Genomic DNA, 18,713 nt, shown 5'->3' with positions numbered 1-18,713 from the left:
TATGGGGCTTGTGAGCAGACCTCTGTACGGCATGGATTGTACAGGATGTGCATCTACGGGCAGGAAATTTAAGCTGGCGTGTTACACTACCCCCATGATAACGTTACGAGCGGTTCCTTTTGCTGTTGGAATCGCCCTGTTTGCGTTTACGGCCTCAGCTCAGCTGGGCGCGGAAGGCTACTATACGCAGTGCAAGGCCCTCTACGACCAGGGAGTACGGGACAGCGCCCGGGCCACCTGCCAGCTTGCGCTGGTCGCCGACCCCAACCACCTGCCCAGCATTAAGCTGCTCGGGCGGATATACCTGGAGGAAAACAATCCCGCTGCGGCCCAGCCCTTCCTTCAGCAGATGACCCGGCTCAGTCCGCAAGACCCCGAGGTGGCCCTGCTGGATGCGCGTTTTCTGCTTTTGCAGGGCCGTCCGGCGGATGCCCTGGCCCGCTTGCCCGGGGGGCTCAACACGGAGGCGGTCTTGCTGCGGGCCCAGATCAACGAAGCCCTGGGTCGTTACGAAGAGGCCTATGCGACCTTCCGCCGGGTGACTGCTTCTGAGGAAGCCCGGCTGGGCGCAGCCCGGCTGGCGGAACGGTTGGGCCGCCCTCAAGAGGCCCTGGATTTGCTGGGGAGCAGCCCCAAGGAGCAGCTGGCCAGGGCCCGTTTGATATGGCTATCGGGCGACACCCGCCGAGCAGCAGAGGCCCTCGAGGAGGTGTTGCCCCGGCTGGGCCCCCTCGAGGGCGATTACACCCGCACCCTGGGCCTGCTCGCAATGGTCTACTACGGGCTGGGCGAGTTCGACAAGGGCTCGCTGGTCTTGCGGCAGCTGTCCTCGAGGATGAGTCTGCCCAGCAGCCTGCTGGGTAAGGTCTGGCCCTGGCTGGTGGTGTTTTTGATCTACCTGGGGCTGGTGCTTTATGGGGAGAGCCGGATCGAGCCCATGCGTACGGTGGAGATGGGGAACGAGCGGCGCTTTGGACCTGGTTCCATCCATCTTTGGATGCTGCTGGCGCTGATGCTGGCTGGGCTGGCCGCCGTGGGCATTGGCCAGCTTCTCTATCAGAACCTGCTGGCGCTGTTCACCCCCTTTCAGGGCCAGGTGGTGCGCCCGGTGTTTTACTTCTTGCTGGGGGCTTTTGCGCTGCTGGTGGCCTATTACAATGTCGGTCGTGAAGGAATGCAGAACGCTTTGGGGCCGCGCTCGAGCTGGGTGGAGGGCACCTGGGCAGGGCTGGTCTTGCTGGCTTTGCTGGCTGTGTATGCCTACATTGCCAAACCCCTGGGACTGAGCGGACTGGGCACCATGTATCCCATCTTTTTCGGGCTGGCCTTGCTGGAACTGGTGCTTCGCGGGGTGGGGTATCCGGTCTTCAAGGAGCGCTACAAAGAGCTGAGCGCCTTCATGATTCCGGTGCTGTTCGCCCTGGCCATTCCCGGCCCTACGGTCTTTTTCCTGATGGCCAGTGTGTTTTTGGGCTGGCTATATCTGCGTACTAAGGGGGCTTTGGCCGGGGCTACGGCCTGGGTGCTGGCCGGGCTGGTGCTGGCTTTGATTGCCGAATTGCCCCTGACGCGCACGCTGTTGGGCAGTTGAGGTGGGGCCCAGGGCTCATAGCATCTCTGGTATGCGATCTGCGAGATCTGTTTGGAGTGGTTTGTAGCCGGTCGTTTATGGTCAATGGCCGACCGGCCCGCGACCTGCGATGCTTTTTTGGATAGACTGCGGGTAGATGCGGGAAATTTTCTTTCTCTCCGATTTTGGTCTGGCCGACCCCTACGCTGCGGTGGTCAAGGTGGTCATGCGGCAAACGGCTCCTGGTGTCGTTGTGCACGACCTGGCCCACAACCTGCCCCCCGGCGACCTGAACCGGGCCAGCTACATCCTGTACGAGTCGGTGCCCTATCTGCCCCGGCACTCGGTGGTGCTGGCGGTGGTGGACCCTGGGGTGGGCTCGAGCCGAAAGGCGGTGCTGGTCGTTGGGGAGCGGCTTTGCTATGTGGCCCCAGACAACGGGCTTCTGACCCTGGCCTACCTGCAAGACCCCCCGCGGAAAGCCTACCTGCTCGAGAACCCGGCCTACCACCTGCCCCGCAAGTCGGCCACCTTTCACGGGCGGGATGTGTTTGGGCCGGTGGCCGCCCATCTGGCGGCGGGGGTGGAGCCACCCCGGTTTGGCCCCGAACTTCCGGTACAGGCGCTCGTGCGCCTGCCCATCCAGCTGAACTTTGGCACCCTGGGCGAAATTCTCACCTTTGACCGTTTTGGCAATGCCATCACCACCTTGTTGGCCACGCCCGCTCAAATTCGGGGCAAGGCGGTACGAATCCGCTACCACCACATTCCGGCGGCCTCCCATTATGCCGAGGTGCCGGTTGGCAGCGCCCTGGCCTATGTGGGGAGCGCCGGGTTGCTCGAGGTGGCGGTTCACCTGGGCAATGCCCAAGAACAGCTCGGCCTCAAGCAGGGAGACCGGGTGGAGCTTCTGGGTTGACCTTTTGCGCTTCAGCCTGTAGATTGGAGAGCGGTTTGCCGGAAGCAACCCTTGCGGGTTGGTATTCCCAAAGGAAGTGACCTGAGATGGCCAAGCACCCAGTACCCAAGAAGAAAGTATCCAAGTCCCGCCGGGACATCCGCCGGGCGGCGGTCTCCACCCTGACGGCCCCCACGCTCATCAAGTGCGCCAACTGCGGAGCCCTGGTGCCTCCCCACACCGTTTGCGATAGCTGTGGCTATTACGCCGGGAAAAAGGTTCTGGAAGTCCAGGCCTAGCCCCTGACCCTGATGCAACCCAGATGGGCAAAAGCCTCCGTCTGGGTTTTTTTTGTTCTACTGGAGCTCAGGGCCCCAGGCCAAAGGCTGAAGCGTCTTGCGACATTTCTCGGACTCTATATCCGACGAACGGCTCGAAACGGCCCCTGTGGACCAACATCTGGACTTGGTTCAAGCCACTTCCCGGCGCCAAAGTGGGCGGGGGTGTTATCTTTGTTGGAGTGCCCCACCTGTTGCGGGCAGTTTTAGGAGGTTACGTTGAACGCCGGTATCCTAGCCCTTGGCACCTATGCCCCCGAGCGGGTCATGACCAACCACGACTTCGAGAAGATTCTGGATACCTCCGACGAGTGGATTGTGAGTCGCACCGGTATCCGTGAGCGGAGGCTGGCTGCCGAAGGAGAGTTCACCTCGCACCTGGCGTTTCGGGCCGTGGAAGACCTGATCCGCCGACACGGGCGGCATGCGCTCGAGGGGGTTGACCTGGTCATTGTGGCCACCAACACCCCCGATGCCCTGTTCCCGGCCACCGCAGCGTTGGTGCAAAATCACTTTGGCCTCAATGCGGGCGCCTACGATCTCCTGGCGGGTTGCCCCGGCTGGGGCTATGCCATTGCCCAGGCCCACGCCATGGTGCAAAGCGGCCTGGCCCGCAAGGTGCTGACCATCGGCTCCGAGACCCTCTCCAAAATCCTCGACTACACCGACCGCTCGACCGCTGTGCTCTTTGGGGATGGGGCGGGGGCTGCCGTGATAGGCCCGGTACCCGAAGGCTATGGCTTCAAGTCGTTTGTGCTGGGGGCCGATGGTTCGGGGGGCAAAGAGCTTATGCTCCGCTGCATTGCCGACAAACTACCCGACGGCAGCCCCATGGGGCAGTACGCCTACATGAACGGGCGTGAGGTCTTCAAGTTCGCGGTGCGGGTGATGAACACCGCAACCCTCGAGGCCATCGAAAAAGCGGGGCTCCGGCCCGAGGACATCAAGTACCTGATCCCCCACCAGGCCAACGCCCGCATCATCGAGGCGGCCCGCGAGCGCTTGCAGTTACCCCCAGAGCAGGTGTGGGTTAACGTAGACCGCTACGGCAATACGTCAACCGCCTCCATGCCCATCGCGCTTCAGGAGGCCCTGGATGCGGGTAAAATCCACGATGGCGACCACATCCTGTTCGTGACCTTTGGGGCAGGCCTGACCTGGGCGGCCAGCGTGCTGACCTGGTGGCAGCCGGATTGAAGCGGAAAGCCCAAAGCCAATGAAAAAACACCAGAGCAGACCTGTACGATACGCACGGCACTGGAGTGCTGGAGGTAACCCATGATTGCAGCGTTGTTTCCCGGCCAGGGGTCGCAGGAAGTGGGCATGGGCAGGGCTTTGTATGAAGGTTCCCGGAGCGCACGGGAAGCCCTGGATCGGGCCGAGACCGCCTTACCGGGGCTGCTCCGGCTGATGTGGGAAGGCCCCGAAGACCAGCTCAGGCTGACCGCCAACCAGCAGCCCGCCCTGCTGGCCGTGGGCTATGCGGCTTTTCAAGCCTATCTGGAAGCAGGCGGAAGCCCCCCCGATTTTGCAGCGGGCCACAGCCTGGGCGAGTGGACGGCCCACGTGGCTGCCGGAACCCTGAGCCTGGAAGATGGCCTGCGCCTGGTGCGCAAGCGCGGCGAGTACATGCAGGAGGCTGTGCCGGTGGGGGTGGGGGCGATGGCGGCGGTGCTCAAGGTGCCAGCCCAAACCATTTTGGAGCTAACCGCCGGCATTAGCGGCGTGGAGGTTGCCAACTACAACTCCCCCGAGCAGACCGTTATCTCTGGCACCGCCGAGGGCGTGGCCCAGGCCACCGAGGCACTGAAGGCCCACAAAGCCAGGGTGATTCCGCTGCCGGTTTCGGCCCCCTTTCACTCCTCGCTGATGCGGCCTGCACGGGAACGCTTACACGCCGACCTTTCTCAAGTAGAGCTGCACCCACCCCGGTTTCCGGTCTATTCGAATGTGCTGGCCCAGCCCGAAGCCCGGCCTGCCATGATTCGGGAGCTGCTGCTGGAGCAGATTACCCATTCGGTGCGCTGGGTTGAAATTTTGCAGCATCTGAAGGAGAAAGGGGTCAGGGTTTACCTCGAGTTTGGTTCGGGCAAGGTGCTCACCGGCCTGGTCGGGCGCACCCTGCAAGGGGTGGAAGCCCGCAGCCTCACCAACCCTGGCGAGATTGCCGAGTACCTGGCCCTGATTGGACGGGCTTAGGGCAGGTCTGTCCGGGTCGAAGCGGGAACATCGAGCCCCTGAGCAGCGACCGCCTGGGCTTGATTTGAGAATTGGAGGAACGATGCGAAAAGCGCTGGTAACCGGTTCATCGAGGGGTATAGGGCGAGCGATTGCACTGGAACTGGCCCGTCGGGGTTACGCCCTGGCCGTGCACTACGCCGGCAACCAGGCGGCGGCTGAGGCCACTGCCGCGGAGGCCAGGGAACTGGGGGCGAGCTTGGTGGTGGTTCTGGGGGCCGACCTCAAAAGCCCACAGGCGGCCCAGAAGCTGGTGGCCGATGCCCATGCCGCCCTGGGGGGCCTCGAGGTCCTGGTCAACAATGCGGGCATCACCCGCGACACCTTGCTTATCCGCATGAAAGACGAGGACTGGGACACGGTGATTGCCACCAACCTGAGCGCCATTTTTCACACCACCCGCGAGGCCATCAAACTCATGATGCGGGCCAAGTGGGGCCGGGTGATTAACATCAGCAGCGTGGTGGGCATTCTGGGCAACCCCGGCCAGGCCAACTATGTGGCGGCCAAGGCGGGCCTGATTGGCTTTACCAGGTCGGTGGCCAAGGAATATGCTACCCGGGGCATTACCGTCAACGCGGTGGCGCCTGGGTTCATCGAGTCGGACATGACCGCCGGGCTGCCCGAAAACGTGGTGGCCGAGTACCTGAAGCAGATTCCCGCAGGGCGGCTGGGCCGGCCCGAGGAGGTCGCCAAGGCGGTGGCCTTCCTGGCCTCGGACGATGCCGCCTACATAAACGGCCAGACCCTGTGTGTGGACGGCGGGATGACCCCGCACTAAACCTCGAGCCCAACGGCACAAAGCCCCGACGCAGGTTTTGATGTGGTAGAATCCCGCACGGTAGTACCCACCCTGACCGATGGAGGTTGAAGCATGGCTATCCTGGACGACGTAAAAGAAGTAATCGTAGACAAGCTCGGCGTAGATGCAGACAAGGTGGTTCCTGAAGCTCGCTTTATCGAAGACCTGGGCGCTGATAGCCTCGATACGGTTGAGCTCATCATGGGCCTGGAGGACAAGTTCGGTCTAGAAATCTCCGACGAGGACGCAGAAAAGATTCGCACCGTGCAGGATGCAATCAACTTCATCCAGAGCAAGCAAGCCTGATGCACCTAAAAGCCACAAGAACCACCGCCTGACCCCGGGAGCGCATGCTCCCGGTTTTTGATCGTCCACCAGAGGTTGCTCCTCGAGCCAATGCGGCGGGAGGCAGGCCAGGCAGAAGTGGTTGCGATAGGGGCTTGGGCCAATCAAAAGGGCCCTCTGGCCGGGTGTGGTAGACACAAAGTGCTGTGGGGTGCTATCTTGAGGCGTCTGGGAGTTTTCTGAGGTGGCCCATGATGTCTCGCCTGCAGGTACGGCTATTTTGTCTTTTTCGTGGCCGGAAGAGCAGGCGGGAATTTGTAGGGTAGTTCAGCGCCTTGGTCCTGGGCCGGGTTACACACTGTAGCAGGGGTTGCCCGTGGTAAGGAGCAGTATGCAAAAAGGCAAAGTGAAGTGGTTCAATGCGGAAAAGGGCTATGGTTTTATTCAGCGTGAAGAAGGAGAGCCGGACGTATTTGTACACTACAGCGCCATCCAGTCCCGTGGCTTCCGCACCCTGAACGAGGGCGATGTGGTCACCTTCGAGATTGAGCCGGGCAAGAACGGTAAAGGCCCCCAGGCCGCCAATGTGAGCGTGGTCGAAGCAGCCAAGCGTTTTTAGCAGGGGCTTTGCACCCAAAAACCCCCGGGAACCCGGGGGTTTTTTACTCTGCCCCATTCGCACAGCATCTTAGCTGGCAGGCTTTGCGAACTACTAATACCAAGTCTCCCTCATAGCGACACCTAAAGCCAGAATGAGCTATGTAAGGTGTCATTCTGAGCGCAGCGAGGAATCCGTATGCGCTACCGTCCCCCCGCCTTCACCACCCCTGTGCAGTATCAGATTCTCGCCACACTGCGTGCTCCTCGGAACGACAGCACAAGTACCAAAATCTCCCTGAAAGAGAGGCCTAAAGCCACAATTGGGCGATACGACCTCCAAGGGGCAGGCAGAACACTAAAGGCAATGGGTACCCTTGGCTGGAGCCCCAACGCCTGGCTGCCGAGTGGCATCTCGTCCAGCTTGCCAGGGTCAGATAGCTTTGGTTCTGGTCTTGGATTCAGGAGGCTTTATGTTACCTCGTCGTAAATTTGGTATCAGACCCGCTACCTTTTTCCCATCACCCAGGCCCAAGTTGTGCACGAACGAAAGACGCCTTCACGCCTGAAATTGTCCGACCGAAGCCGGTGGTGATGCTTGCTTGGGGCAAATTTACAATCCGAACCGCTGCCTGCCTGCATAAATGTGCACAATGTGCATAAACGATGCTACTTTATGCTTACATAGGCCCCCAGAGCGGTGTCTATATGTGATTATATACACAAGAGTTGGGTTGCAAATTACACCCCAATCCCATGAGTGCGAATACAATCAGGGCAAACTATGAAAGTTTCTGTGCATCTCGACTTCCTGCCTGTTACAGCCGAATCGGCCCCTGTTGTGCACGGCCTGTACCTGAACTGTCCCACTTACATCGCTCTGATTGGGGGTGACACGCCCAGCCTCAACGATATTCAACGCGAGCTCGAGACCCTGCGCCACGATACCCGGCGGCAGGCCGTGCTGTTGCAGCACGAAGGTCATGTGGTGGGGTTTCTCGACTACAAGGTGGCCTACCCCGATTTGCACTCGGCCACCATCAGCCTGTTGCTCATTGACGAAAGCTTGCAGGGGCGGGGCCTGGGCAAGGCCGCTGTGGAGCAGCTCGAGGCCCTGCTCCGGGGCCGGATGGAGCGGCTTTATGCGGTGGTGTACGGCCACAACGAACAGGCCAAGCGCTTCTGGGAGCGGGTGGGCTTTGAGCACCTGCGCGACAGCGGCCCCACCCTGAGCTGGTACCTGAAGCCCTTGAAGTAGCCCGAACAAACCCTGTTCGTTGCTGCGGGCGCCAAATCTGAGACATCGTCCGATAATAGGGGCTATGGACCTGGGAATCGCTGGCAAACTTGCGCTGGTCACAGGGGCTTCGCAGGGGATAGGACGGGCCATTGCCACCACCCTGGCGAGGGAAGGCGCCAAAGTGGTGGTTGCAGCGCGCAGCGCGGAGAAACTGCACGAGCTGGTGCGCCAGATTGAGCAGGATGGGGGAGAAGCCCATGCGATTGTGGCCGATTTAACCAGGCCGCACGACCTCGAGCGCCTGGTGATGGAGGCCCAGAGCCTGGGGCCGATTGAACTTCTGCTGGGTAACACAGGCGGCCCCCGGCCCGGCGCGGCCCAGCACATGAAGGTTCAGGATGTCCAGGCTGCCGCCGAGCTGTTGCTGTACCCGATGGTGGGTCTGGTCGGTGCCCTGCTGCCGGGGATGCAGTCGCGGCGTTTTGGCCGAATCCTGTTCATCACCTCACTGGCTGTCAGGGAACCCATCGAAAACCTGGCCCTGTCCAACACCCTTCGTGCGGCCCTGACCGGCTATGCCAAAACCCTTGCTCGGGAGGTTGCCGCCCAGGGCATCACGGTCAATACCCTGGGGCCCGGCTATACCCTGACCGAGCGGGTCGAGGAGGTGTTCGCTTTTCGTGCCCAGAGCCAGGGCATCCCCCTGGAAGCGGCCTACGCCCAGCAGACCGCGCAAATTCCGGCAGGTCGGATGGCCTCGCCGCAGGAGATTGCCGATGTGGCGGCATTCTTGCTATCGGCCCGGGCCAGCTATTTGACCGGTCAGGCCATTATGGTGGAGGGTGGGGCCATTCGTGGGCTTGTGTGATGGCATGGGCCCGGGCAAATTGCGGATGCTGGAAGCAGGACAGGAATCGCTTTCCGTTTCGTCTGGCAAAGTTTTCGCTCCAAAAAATCACCCAGCCATTCCAGGGAGGCATAGCCGACGAGGAGTCTGCTCAGCGCATGACCTGTGCGGGGCATTCGCAGCACGCCGGACTCCTCGCTGCGCTCGGAATGGCCATTTTGGGGATTTAGAGCGCTCTTCAAGCCATTCGAGTTCAAGAAAGCCTGGTTCTGAACCGAACAGTGGCCGCCTGGAAACTCGAAAACATGCGTCTCGGCCCAGACGCAACGCAGACACTTGTCCCTTCTCGTTTTCGTGTGCGGAGGTCTGTGAAGAGCGCGATATAAATGATGGCAAAGATGCAAGTCCGTTATTGTTCTTTGGGGCTTTGGTTTTCCCCCACGTAGCGAAAGCGCGGTACGGGTTTGCCGTCCACTTCCACATCCTCTAAAAACATGCTGAGCGGGCGCACCCACAGGGTTTCGGGCTCGGTGCCGTAGCGGGTTTCGTAGACCACATACCACTCCTCGGTTTCGGAATGCCGGGCCAGGCCATGCACCCAGTAAAGCTTGCCCTTGTAGTGCTGGTACAGGCCGGGTTTGAGCTGCATCCTGGGCCTCGCTTCGCTAAATCTGCCTTATACCAACTTTACACAAACCGTTGGCTTACGACCAGTGCTACGGTCAGTTCCAGTAGGGCCGTACCGACTCGAGCATCCGCTCGGTCACCTGGCGGTTGCGTCGCTCAATTTCGGGTTTACGGGGGATTTCGGGGTAGGCGGCCTCGAGGTCGTGCAGGGTGTGGGTCAGAAAGTGGCCGAGCTGGGTGCCCCAGCGCCTCAGCCAGGGCTCGGGGAGGTGGTCGGGCAGGGGCAGGCCTTGGAGGGTCAGGTAGAGCATGGCCCAGATGCGGCTGGTGGCATCCAGGCTGTAGCCACCACCCAGCGTGTAAACGGCCCGTCCGCCGGCGAAATCGGCAGCGTACTGGCGCAAGAGCGGAAAGACCTTGGCGTAGGCCCGGGTGGTGAGCAGGATTTCGGCCAGGGGGTCTTGGTAGTGGGCGTCGGCGCCGCACTGGATGACCAGGGCATCGGGGCGGAACCAGCGCAGGGCGGGCTCGAGGCCCATCTGCAAGACCTCCAGATAGGAATCGTCTTCGGTGAAGGGTTCCAGCGGAATATTCAGCTTGCGCCCGGTGCCTTCGGCCTTGCCGATTTCGTGGGTGTGGCCGGTGCCGGGGTAGAGGTAGCGGCCCGACTCGTGGATCGAGAAGGTGAGGACGCCCGGCTCGTCGTAGTGGATCCACTGCACCCCGTCGCCGTGGTGCACGTCAATATCTATGTAGGCGACCCTCAAGCCCTGGCCGGTCAGGTGGCGAATGGCCACCGAGAGGTCGTTGTACACGCAAAACCCTGAGGCCAGGTCTTTCTGGGCATGGTGCAGGCCGCCCCCCAGTTGCAAGACCTCCCTGGCCTGGCCGCTCGAGATCATTCGGGCCGCCGTAAGGGTGCCCCCCACCAGCCAGCGGGCGGCCTCGTCCATTCCGGGGAAGATGGGGGTGTCGGCGGTTCCGATGCCGTAGTGGTCAAAATCGGGCGAGCGCTCCCCCCGCCCGGCGGCCTCCACCCGCCGGACAAACGACTCCAGGTGCACGCTGCGCACGTCCTCGCGGGTGGCCTGAGCGGGTTCGACAAAATGCAGGGGGTGGCCCAGGTGCTCCAGCAAGTCCAGCAGCATCTCGAGCCGTACCGGACTGAAGGGATGCTGCGGCCCAAAGTTGTAGAGCTTGTACTGGGGGCTGTAAATCACCGGGACGCTCATAAGCTCTTGCCGGGAATTTCGGGGGGCCAGCGCACCTCGTACCCCTTCTGGCGCAGGTCGCGGGCTAGCTTGCGCACGTCCAGGGTGCCGATTCGTACCACGGTGGTCACGGTGTTCTCGCCGCAGGGATAGGTCAGCAAGGAATGGATGTTGATGTTGTTCTGGGCCAGCTCGCTGCTCAGACGGGCCAGCTCGCCAGGCCGGTCGTCGAGGCAGACCTCGAGCCGCCCGCTGGGCTTCTGCACCCCGGTCAGGCGCAGGAGCGCATCCAGCAGGTCAATGCCGGTCACGATGCCCACCAGCTCGTTGCCGTCCAGGATGGGCAGGGCCCCAATTTTGCGCTGCCGCATAACCCGCGCGGCCTCCTCCACCGGGTCGAGGGGGTCGCCCGTAACCACCGGCTGGGCCATCACCTGTTCCACCGGGGTCTCGATGGGTCTGGCCCCTCCGGCGGCAAAGGGACTGGTGGCCAGCCGGATATCGCGGTCGGTAATCATCCCCACCACGCGGCCCTCCCGCGTGACCGGAATGTGCCGGATGTTGCGCTGAAGCATGATGTGGTAGGCGGCCTCGAGCGTCACCGAGGCATCCACCGTCAGCACCGGGCTGTGCATTACGTCTTTGACTAGCATTTGTTCTTAGTCTAAGGCACAAGAGAGACCCGGCGGCTAGGGGCATTTGTCAGGGAAAGTCGGGCGCCCAAGGCCAAAAGCCAGGTGCGTATTGTATAGCTTGCCTTCCCTCAAGGAGGGGAAGCGTTGCTGGGTGAGGAAAAAAATCTGGAGCCAGGCCAAGATGCGAAGCTTCCCGAGGAGGTACTTCGCAACAAAACGGCGCAAACGCACCAATGCTTTGGAGCGGGTGGGCTAGACTCGAGGTCGGATGCTGACCCTGCGCTTACAGCTCTTGTGGAACGGATTTCGTCAGGCTCCGGCCTCGGCCCTGGTGGGGCTTTTGCTGGGGGCCGGGCTGGCGTATGGGGCCTGGGCCGGTACAAGCTGGTTTTTGAACTTCATCTCCAACGAACTTTTTGGCAGCAATGCTTTTGTCAATCGTCTGGCCGCGGCCTTCACCCGCGATGTGCTGGTGGAGCGCATCCTGGGCAGCCTGCTGCTGGTGCTCTCGAGTTCGGTGGTGCTCTCCGCCCTACCCAACGCGGTGGCGGTGCTCTACACCTCCGAAGACCTCCCCCTGCACCTGGCCCTTCCGCAAAAGGCCAGCCGGGTTTTCATGTTCAAGGTGGGCGAGGTGTTTGTGACCACCGCCCTGCTCCCCACCTTGCTGGTGCTGCCGGTGTTGTTTGCGTACGGGGCCCACTACGGCGCACCCCCGCTGTTTTTTGTGGGGGCTACCCTGGTCGCGCTGGCTTTGTTCGCCTTTCCGGTGGTGCTGGGGGTGGGGCTGGCCCTGCCCCTGGTGCGCTATGCCCCCGCAGGCCGGGCGCGGGAGTGGGCCGCCGCGCTGGGGGCGGTGCTGGGCGGGCTGCTCATTTTTTTGCTGCGGGCGCTGCGTCCCGAGGTGCTGCTCCAGACCGACTTTGCCAACCCGGAGGAGCTCGACCGCTTCCTGCAAACCTTCCGCGACCCCAGCGCCCCCTTCCTGCCCTCGGCCCTGGCCCAGCAGGCCCTCGAGGGGCTTTCTCGGGGCAACGTGGAGCCTGCCTTCTGGTGGCTCCTCTGCCTCTCGGGGGGGCTGCTGGTGCTGGCGGGCCTGGTGGCGGGCTATGCCTACCAGCAGGGCTGGGTGCGGGCCCTCGAGGGCACCGTGCGGGAGCGCGGCATCCTGCGAGCGGGGCTTCTGGATCGCTGGTCGAGCAAGAGCGTGGCCCTGGCCCTCTGGGCCCGCGACCTGCGCCTGTTCTTCCGCGATGCCAACCAGGCCTCCCAGCTGATTCTGGTGGGGGTGCTGGTGCTTTTGTACACCACCAGCCTGCAGTACCTGCCGCTGGGGGATGCCCGCTTCCAGTTGGTAGCGGGTTTCATGCACCTGGCTTTCCAGGGATTTGTGATTGGAGGGGTGGGGGTGCGGCTCGCGTATCCGCTCTATAGCCTCGAGGGCCCCGGTTACTGGATGCTCCAGACCGGCCCGGTCTCCAGCCAAACCCTCCTTCTGACCCGCTTTGGGCTGGCCCTGTTCTTTTTGCTGCCGCTGGGGCTGGCCCTGGGCTATTACTCGCCCAGGGTGATCGGCCTGGACGACAACCTCACCCAAATCTCCCTCATTCTGGGGCTGGCCTCGGCCATCACGGCGGCGGGCCTGGGGGTGGGTCTGGGGGCGGCCTTCCCCAAGTTCGACGCCGCCAACCCCGCCGAGGTGCCCATGGGCATAGGTGGGTTTTTGTATATGGGCCTCACGTTGTTGCACTCGGGGCTGCTGGTGGTGCTGGCCAGCCGTCCGGTGTACCTGGCCATTACCGAGCGCCAGACCAATTACCTGGGTAGCTCGGAAGGCCCCCTGTGGTTGTTAATCGTGGTCGCCACCACCCTGGTTCCGGCTGGGCTGGCCCTGGGGTTTGGCTACCGCAGAATGGGAGGGAAATAAGATATGCGTGTACTGGTCGCTCTGCTCATCCTGGCCCTGGGGATAGGTCTGGCCCAACTGCAAAACCGGGTGGCCCGCATCACCGATTTCCGGCAGGTGCAGGGGGTCTGGACGGTCAAGCTCGATTATGTCGAGGTGAAGGACTGCCACCGCGACGACTGCCCGGCGGGTATCGAGATTTCCAACCAGAACCCCCTGATTCGCACCTTTCGCTTCACCCGCAGCACCAAAATCCTGTTGCTGAAAAATGCCGGGGAATACTTCCAGGCCACCCCCCAGCAGCTCATCCAGGGCCTGGGGGGCCGCAACTTCGGCTGGTCTTTTGACCGGGACACCCCTTTTTACATCAAGGTGGACGAGGCCCGGCGGGAGATTCTGGAGCTCAAGCAGATGTACCTGCCCTAGGGGTCTATGGTCAATAGCCGATAGCCGAAGGATTATGGCCGCTGGCCTGGCTCCGGCGGTGGCCCGGTCTCCTCACTGGGTTTGACCTGCGACAGACCTCAAACAGCATGGACTCGCCTGTTTTCGTGGGCGCACAGGCTGTAGAATTGCCCTCGAGGTTCCCCATGTTCGACTTTTTCCAAGTAACCGACCTGCTCACCCCCGAGGAGCGCGAAATCCAGAAAGCCGCCCGCAAGTTCCTGGAAGCCGAGTGCCTCCCGCACATTGCCGAGTGGTGGGAAAACGCCGAGTTTCCCACCCACCTGATACGCAAATTTGGCGAGATGGGCTTTCTGGGCACCAGCATCCCCACCGAGTACGGCGGCCTGGGAGCCAGCGCGGCCTCGTATGGGGTGGTGGGCTATGAGTTGGAGCGCATAGACTCCGGCCTGCGCAGCTTTTGCAGCGTGCAGAGCAGCCTGGTGATGTACCCCATCTGGGCTTACGGCTCCGAGGAACAAAAGCGCGAATACCTGCCCAAGCTGGCCACCGGCGAGTATGTGGGCTGCTTTGGCCTGACCGAGGCCGACGGCGGCAGCGACCCCGACGCCAACATGAAAACCCGCGCCCGGCGCGACGGGGGCGACTACGTGCTCAGTGGCTCCAAGATGTGGATTACCAACGGCAACCTGGCCCACATTGCGCTGGTCTGGGCCAAGGACGACGAGGGCGTGGTGCGGGGGTTTATCGTGCCCACCCAGAGCAAAGGCTTCAGGGCCCACAAGATTCAGCACAAGGCGTCCCTGCGGGCTTCGGTGACCAGCGAGCTGGTGCTGGAGGAGGTGCGGGTTCCGGCCAGCGCCATGCTGCCGGGGGTGAAGGGCCTCAAGGGGCCGCTTTCCTGTCTCACCCAGGCCCGCTACGGCATCGCCTGGGGGGCCTTGGGGGCGCTGGAGGCGGTGTACACCGAGGCCCTCGAGTTCGCCAAAAGCCGCACCACCTTCGGAGCGCCCATCGCCAGCCGCCAGCTGGTACAGGAGAAGCTCGTCCGCATGGCCGCCGACCACACCAAGGGGCTCTTGCTGGCCTGGCGGCTGGCTAAGCTCAAGGATGCCGGTCAGCTCAGGCCGGCCCAGGTCTCGCTGGGCAAACGCGACAACGTGCGGGCTGCTTTGAATGCGGCCCGGGCCGCCCGCGAGATTCTGGGGGGCAGCGGGATTACCCTCGAGTACCACAGCATCCGCCACATGCTGAACCTGGAAACCGTAGACACCTACGAGGGCACCCACGACATCCACACCCTGATTCTGGGCCGCGAACTCACCGGCGAGAACGCCCTCGGCGAAAGCCCCCGGCCCAAGGAGATGGTGGGGCGCTAGGGGGTTCTCTCGGGTCAGCTCTAGCCCTGGCCGCTCCGGTGTTTTTTGTTCGGGGAAACCGCCACAGCAGGCTCGAGGGGGCCCTGTTGGTGGTTTCATCCATGGCTGCTATACTGCTTGGAATATGCTCGAGGCCCCCAGCAAACCCCGTTCCAGAACAGAAAAAATCCAGCAAGAAGGCCTGACTTTCGACGATGTGCTGCTCATTCCGGCTTACTCGGAGGTGCTGCCCCGCGAGGTGGACACCTGCACCCGCCTGACCCAGAAGCTCTGGCTCAATATTCCCATCCTCTCGGCGGCCATGGACACCGTGACCGAGGCCGAAATGGCCATTGCCATGGCCCGCGAGGGGGGCCTGGGCGTGATTCACAAGAACCTGAGCGCCGAGGAACAGGCCGCTCAGGTGCGCAAGGTCAAGCGCAGCGAGGCCGGCATGATTCAAGACCCGGTCACGCTGGCCCCCAACGCCACCCTGGAAGACGCCGAGCGGCTGATGCGCGAGTTCAAGATTGGCGGCCTGCCGGTGGTGGACTTCTACGGCAAGCTGCTGGGCCTGGTCACCAACCGCGACCTGCGCTTTGAGCGCGAGATGGGGCGGCTGGTCTCCGAGGTCATGACCCCGGTAGAGCGCCTCATTACCGCGCCCCCCGGCACCATCCTGGAAGAGGCCGAGGCCCTATTGCGCCAGCACAAAATCGAAAAACTCCCCTTGGTGGACCACGAGGGGCGGCTTCGGGGCTTGCTGACCCTCAAAGACCTGACCAAACGCCAGAAGTTCCCCTTCGCGGCCAAGGACGCCCAGGGCCGTCTGTTGGTCGGGGCGGCGGTGGGGGTCTCGAAGGATTTGGAGGCCCGGGCCAAAGCCTTGGTGGAGGCCGGGGTGGATGTGCTGGTGCTGGACAGCGCCCACGGCCACAGCCGGGGCATCCTGGAGGCGCTGCGAAACCTCAAGCAAACCTATGGCGAGGCCGTGCAGATTATCGCGGGCAATGTGGCCACCGCCGAAGGCGCGCGGGCACTGGCCGAGGCCGGGGCCGATGCGGTCAAGGTGGGCATTGGGCCCGGCTCGATCTGCACCACCCGAGTTGTAACCGGGGTGGGGGTTCCGCAAATTACCGCCATCATGGAGGCGGTGGCCGGGCTGGAGGGCCTGGACGTGCCGGTGGTGGCCGATGGGGGCATCAAATACTCCGGCGATGTGGCCAAGGCCCTGGCCGCCGGGGCCCACACGGTGATGCTGGGTTCCATGCTGGCCGGCACCCAGGAGGCCCCCGGCGAAGAGGTGCTCAAGGATGGCCGTCGCTACAAGCTCTACCGGGGGATGGGCAGCCTGGGGGCTATGCGCCAGGGCTCTGCCGACCGCTACTTCCAGGACTCCGGTAAAAGCGTGGGCAGCGTAGAGGTTAAGAAACTGGTGCCCGAAGGCATCGAGGGGATGGTGCCCTACAAGGGCCCGGTGGGCGATGTGCTCTACCAGGTGGTGGGTGGGCTGCGGGCCGCCATGGGCTACTGCGGTGCACCCGACCTCGAGACCTTCCGCAGGGAGACCCGCTTTACCCGCATCTCCAGTGCTGGTTTAATTGAGAGCCACCCCCACGGGGTGACCATTACCAAGGAGGCGCCGAACTACTCGAGGTAGCTCACCTCGAGCCCTGCGCCCGCTGCAAGGCGACTGCTGCCTCCCGGTAGCCGGGCTTGTAGCGCAAAGCGGCCTGAAAGTCGGCTCGAGCAGCCTCCAGGCTGCCCAGCGCTTTGCGGGCCAGACCGCGCCAGTAGTAGCTTTCCTCGTGGTCGTCTACCCGGCCCAGCACATCGTTGGCCAGGGCGATGACCTCCTGGTAGCGCCCGGTCTGGTAATAGGCCTCGTAGGGGCCAAACTGGTACCAGAGCATCCGCCAGGGCCAGTTGGCAACGGCGTTGCTTGGGCGGCGGGGGTCAAGGGTAGGGCTGGGGGCGATTCGCCGCGAGCGGTCGTAGGCCCGGGCCGCTTCCGGGGCATTGCCCAGGCGCAGCAGGGTGGTGCCCAGGTTGAACCAGGCGAAGGCATTCTGGGGGTTTTGCTGGGTTTCGCGCCGGGCCTGCTCCAGGGCCAGCTGCCATTCAAACCCCTCTTGCATCCGGTTCCCCAGAATGGCGGCTAGTTTGTCTTGCTGGCCCCTGGCATACACCACCAGATAGGTGCGGTTGAAAACCTGCCAGAGCCTGTCCACATCGCTATAGCGCAGTGTGACCTTGGGGCCGTAGTAGCTGTCGAAGGCGTTGAAGAGGCCCAGGGCCTCGTTGTAGCCCACCAGCAGGCGGTAGTGGCCCATGCCGCCGTGGTCGGGGGTCACGAACCAGGTCTCGATAATCACCGGAAAGCCCCCGGCCAGCAGGCGTTTGAGCAGGTTCATATCGCCTGCCACCCCCAGGTGCACCCCGAAGCCACGCCCGCGGGCATAGGCCGCCATCTCGTCGGCGTTCACGTTTTTATCGTTTTTGTTGGGCTTGAGCAGGGGGGCAATCTGGTACTGGGTCTCGCGGCTGCCCCAGAAGCTCAGGGCCATGCCCAGCGTGACGGGGCCGCAGTTGTTGTAGCGCTGGTACTCGTGGCGAGCCCCACTCAGAAAAACGGTGCCCGGCAGGGCCCATGCATTGCCAAATGCAACCAGGAACAGCAGCAATAAACGCACCGTTTCAGTATGCCAGATGCGCCAGAGGGCCGATTGTGGCCTCAGACCTCGGCGGTCTGGCCGCCGCTTTTGGGGATCAGGCCCTTCTGCTCCATTTCCCGCACCCACTCCCGCACCTTGTGGGCAATCTGGTCACGCACCCTGCGGAAGACCTCGAGGCGCTCCTCCTCGCTGCCCTGGGCGGCGCTGGGGTCCTCGAAGGGCCAGTACAGCCGGTAGGTGCTGAAGGGAAACAAGGGGCACTCCTGCTCGGCCCGGTCGCAGACAATCACCAGATAGGTGAAGTTGTACTTGCCGCCCCAGTACTCCATCAGGCTTTTGGCGTACTGGCCCTGCATGTCCAGGCCCATCTCCGAGAGCACCCGGCGGGTCAGGGGGTTGATTTCACTGGGGTGCAGCCCGGCACTGTAAACCTCGAAGCGATCCCCCGCGTAGTGACGCAGCAGGGCTTCGGCCATCTGGCTGCGGGCCGAGTTGTGGCTGCACAAAAAGAGCACCGTGAGCTTGCGTTTCCCCATGTGAACCCCCTATGGAAGAACTCGATTCAGCCCGGCGGCCTCGGCCAGGGCCGTTTCGGTTGGAAGGTGGCCTTGTTTGAGGCTTCGAATCAGGTGCTCCGCCATACGGCCCAGGGCATCCCGCACCCGGCGCCACTCTCCCAGGCCCTTGCCGGAGGGGTCGGGGAAGGAAACGTGCAGCTTGTGGGTTTTAGCCGGGTAGGCCGGGCAGGTCTCAGCCGCTGCGTCGCAAACCGTGAGCACCAGGTCAAAGTGCCAGGGGTCGGGCAGGTCGTTGAAGGTCTTGGAGGTATGTGTGCTCAGGTCTATACCGACTTCCTCCATTACCCGAATGGCATCGGTTTTTACAAAGGTTTTCTCGGTGCCTGCCGACCAGATATCGGCGGGAAACGATAGCCGCTCGGCCCAGTACCGTAGCCAGCCCTCGGCCATCTGGCTGCGGGCGGAGTTGTGCGTGCAGAGTACCAGAATACGCATCAAGGCACAGTATCGGCCTTTTTTCATGGAAGTGTCAGGCCCGAATTACCTGGGGCGCCGATTGTGTT

At 62.9% G+C, this 18,713-nt stretch carries 20 protein-coding genes; 14 read left to right on the top strand and 6 right to left on the bottom strand.

Going from position 1 to position 18,713, the window contains the following annotated elements; translation table 11 throughout:
• Nucleotides 1-94: 94 nt before the first annotated feature.
• The 10 genes from NZN28_RS01475 to NZN28_RS01430 all read left to right on the top strand — a co-directional run bounded on the left by NZN28_RS01475 (nt 95) and on the right by NZN28_RS01430 (nt 8,836).
• The gene (locus tag NZN28_RS01475; protein ID WP_295394963.1) at nt 95-1,591 is read left to right on the top strand and encodes a tetratricopeptide repeat protein; all 1,497 of its coding nucleotides are present in this window, start codon (nt 95-97) and stop codon (nt 1,589-1,591) included.
• Between the two features lie 136 nt (nt 1,592-1,727).
• Nucleotides 1,728-2,489: an SAM-dependent chlorinase/fluorinase gene (locus NZN28_RS01470; protein ID WP_295394962.1), complete on the top strand. Its 762-nt coding sequence runs from the start codon at nt 1,728-1,730 to the stop codon at nt 2,487-2,489.
• 86 nt (nt 2,490-2,575) lie between these two features.
• Nucleotides 2,576-2,767, top strand: a complete 192-nt coding sequence (rpmF, locus tag NZN28_RS01465) for a 50S ribosomal protein L32 (RefSeq protein WP_295394960.1) — start codon at nt 2,576-2,578, stop codon at nt 2,765-2,767.
• A gap of 258 nt (nt 2,768-3,025) precedes the next feature.
• Nucleotides 3,026-4,003 (top strand): beta-ketoacyl-ACP synthase III, encoded by a 978-nt coding sequence (locus NZN28_RS01460; RefSeq protein ID WP_295394959.1) that lies wholly within the window; start codon nt 3,026-3,028, stop codon nt 4,001-4,003.
• 81 nt (nt 4,004-4,084) lie between these two features.
• Entirely contained in the window at nt 4,085-5,005 is a 921-nt protein-coding gene (fabD, locus tag NZN28_RS01455; RefSeq protein ID WP_295394957.1) for an ACP S-malonyltransferase, read from the top strand.
• 82 nt (nt 5,006-5,087) lie between these two features.
• The gene (gene fabG, locus NZN28_RS01450; protein ID WP_295394956.1) at nt 5,088-5,825 is read left to right on the top strand and encodes a 3-oxoacyl-[acyl-carrier-protein] reductase; all 738 of its coding nucleotides are present in this window, start codon (nt 5,088-5,090) and stop codon (nt 5,823-5,825) included.
• Nucleotides 5,826-5,918: 93 nt separating this feature from the next.
• Nucleotides 5,919-6,152, top strand: a complete 234-nt coding sequence (gene acpP, locus NZN28_RS01445) for an acyl carrier protein (protein ID WP_119341717.1) — start codon at nt 5,919-5,921, stop codon at nt 6,150-6,152.
• 370 nt (nt 6,153-6,522) lie between these two features.
• Nucleotides 6,523-6,750, top strand: a complete 228-nt coding sequence (locus NZN28_RS01440; RefSeq protein ID WP_208015512.1) for a cold-shock protein — start codon at nt 6,523-6,525, stop codon at nt 6,748-6,750.
• Nucleotides 6,751-7,512: 762 nt separating this feature from the next.
• Nucleotides 7,513-7,986, top strand: a complete 474-nt coding sequence (locus tag NZN28_RS01435; protein ID WP_295394951.1) for a GNAT family N-acetyltransferase — start codon at nt 7,513-7,515, stop codon at nt 7,984-7,986.
• A 64-nt stretch (nt 7,987-8,050) separates the two neighbouring features.
• The gene (locus tag NZN28_RS01430) at nt 8,051-8,836 is read left to right on the top strand and encodes an SDR family oxidoreductase (RefSeq protein ID WP_295394949.1); all 786 of its coding nucleotides are present in this window, start codon (nt 8,051-8,053) and stop codon (nt 8,834-8,836) included.
• A gap of 388 nt (nt 8,837-9,224) precedes the next feature.
• Here NZN28_RS01430 and NZN28_RS01425 read toward each other — a convergent pair whose 3' ends face one another.
• From NZN28_RS01425 to NZN28_RS01415, 3 genes are all read right to left on the bottom strand, one after another.
• Nucleotides 9,225-9,464, bottom strand: a complete 240-nt coding sequence (locus NZN28_RS01425; protein ID WP_295394947.1) for a DUF1653 domain-containing protein — start codon at nt 9,462-9,464, stop codon at nt 9,225-9,227.
• A gap of 73 nt (nt 9,465-9,537) precedes the next feature.
• Complete coding sequence (locus tag NZN28_RS01420) at nt 9,538-10,674, bottom strand: acetoin utilization protein AcuC (protein WP_295394946.1); 1,137 nt, start codon at nt 10,672-10,674, stop codon at nt 9,538-9,540.
• Nucleotides 10,671-11,306, bottom strand: a complete 636-nt coding sequence (locus NZN28_RS01415) for a CBS and ACT domain-containing protein (protein WP_295394944.1) — start codon at nt 11,304-11,306, stop codon at nt 10,671-10,673. The genes NZN28_RS01420 and NZN28_RS01415 overlap by 4 nt, the downstream gene beginning before the upstream one ends.
• Before the next feature lie 250 nt (nt 11,307-11,556).
• Here NZN28_RS01415 and NZN28_RS01410 point away from each other — a divergent pair, with 250 nt between their 5' ends.
• The 4 genes from NZN28_RS01410 to guaB all read left to right on the top strand — a co-directional run bounded on the left by NZN28_RS01410 (nt 11,557) and on the right by guaB (nt 16,617).
• Nucleotides 11,557-13,215, top strand: coding sequence for a hypothetical protein (locus NZN28_RS01410; RefSeq protein ID WP_295394942.1), 1,659 nt, complete (start codon nt 11,557-11,559; stop codon nt 13,213-13,215).
• 3 nt (nt 13,216-13,218) lie between these two features.
• On the top strand, nt 13,219-13,620 hold the full coding sequence (locus NZN28_RS01405; RefSeq protein ID WP_295394940.1) for a hypothetical protein: 402 nt from the start codon (nt 13,219-13,221) through the stop codon (nt 13,618-13,620).
• 164 nt (nt 13,621-13,784) lie between these two features.
• Complete coding sequence (locus NZN28_RS01400; protein WP_295394938.1) at nt 13,785-14,978, top strand: acyl-CoA dehydrogenase family protein; 1,194 nt, start codon at nt 13,785-13,787, stop codon at nt 14,976-14,978.
• A gap of 124 nt (nt 14,979-15,102) precedes the next feature.
• On the top strand, nt 15,103-16,617 hold the full coding sequence (guaB, locus tag NZN28_RS01395) for an IMP dehydrogenase (protein WP_295394936.1): 1,515 nt from the start codon (nt 15,103-15,105) through the stop codon (nt 16,615-16,617).
• Nucleotide 16,618: 1 nt separating this feature from the next.
• On the opposite strand, the gene NZN28_RS01390 is transcribed toward guaB, so the two are convergent.
• The 3 genes from NZN28_RS01390 to NZN28_RS01380 are packed head-to-tail and all read right to left on the bottom strand — an operon-like array spanning nt 16,619 to nt 18,645.
• Entirely contained in the window at nt 16,619-17,650 is a 1,032-nt protein-coding gene (locus tag NZN28_RS01390) for a tetratricopeptide repeat protein (RefSeq protein ID WP_295394934.1), read from the bottom strand.
• A 41-nt stretch (nt 17,651-17,691) separates the two neighbouring features.
• Nucleotides 17,692-18,168, bottom strand: a complete 477-nt coding sequence (locus NZN28_RS01385) for an arsenate reductase ArsC (protein ID WP_295394932.1) — start codon at nt 18,166-18,168, stop codon at nt 17,692-17,694.
• Nucleotides 18,169-18,177: 9 nt separating this feature from the next.
• Nucleotides 18,178-18,645, bottom strand: coding sequence for an arsenate reductase ArsC (locus tag NZN28_RS01380; RefSeq protein ID WP_295394930.1), 468 nt, complete (start codon nt 18,643-18,645; stop codon nt 18,178-18,180).
• Nucleotides 18,646-18,713: the final 68 nt, after the last annotated feature.

Source organism: Meiothermus sp., from assembly GCF_025056915.1.
Classification (GTDB): Bacteria; Deinococcota; Deinococci; order Deinococcales; family Thermaceae; genus Meiothermus.
The sequence above is the reverse complement of the archived record's forward strand: the minus strand, read 5'-3'. Positions and strand labels throughout refer to the sequence as shown.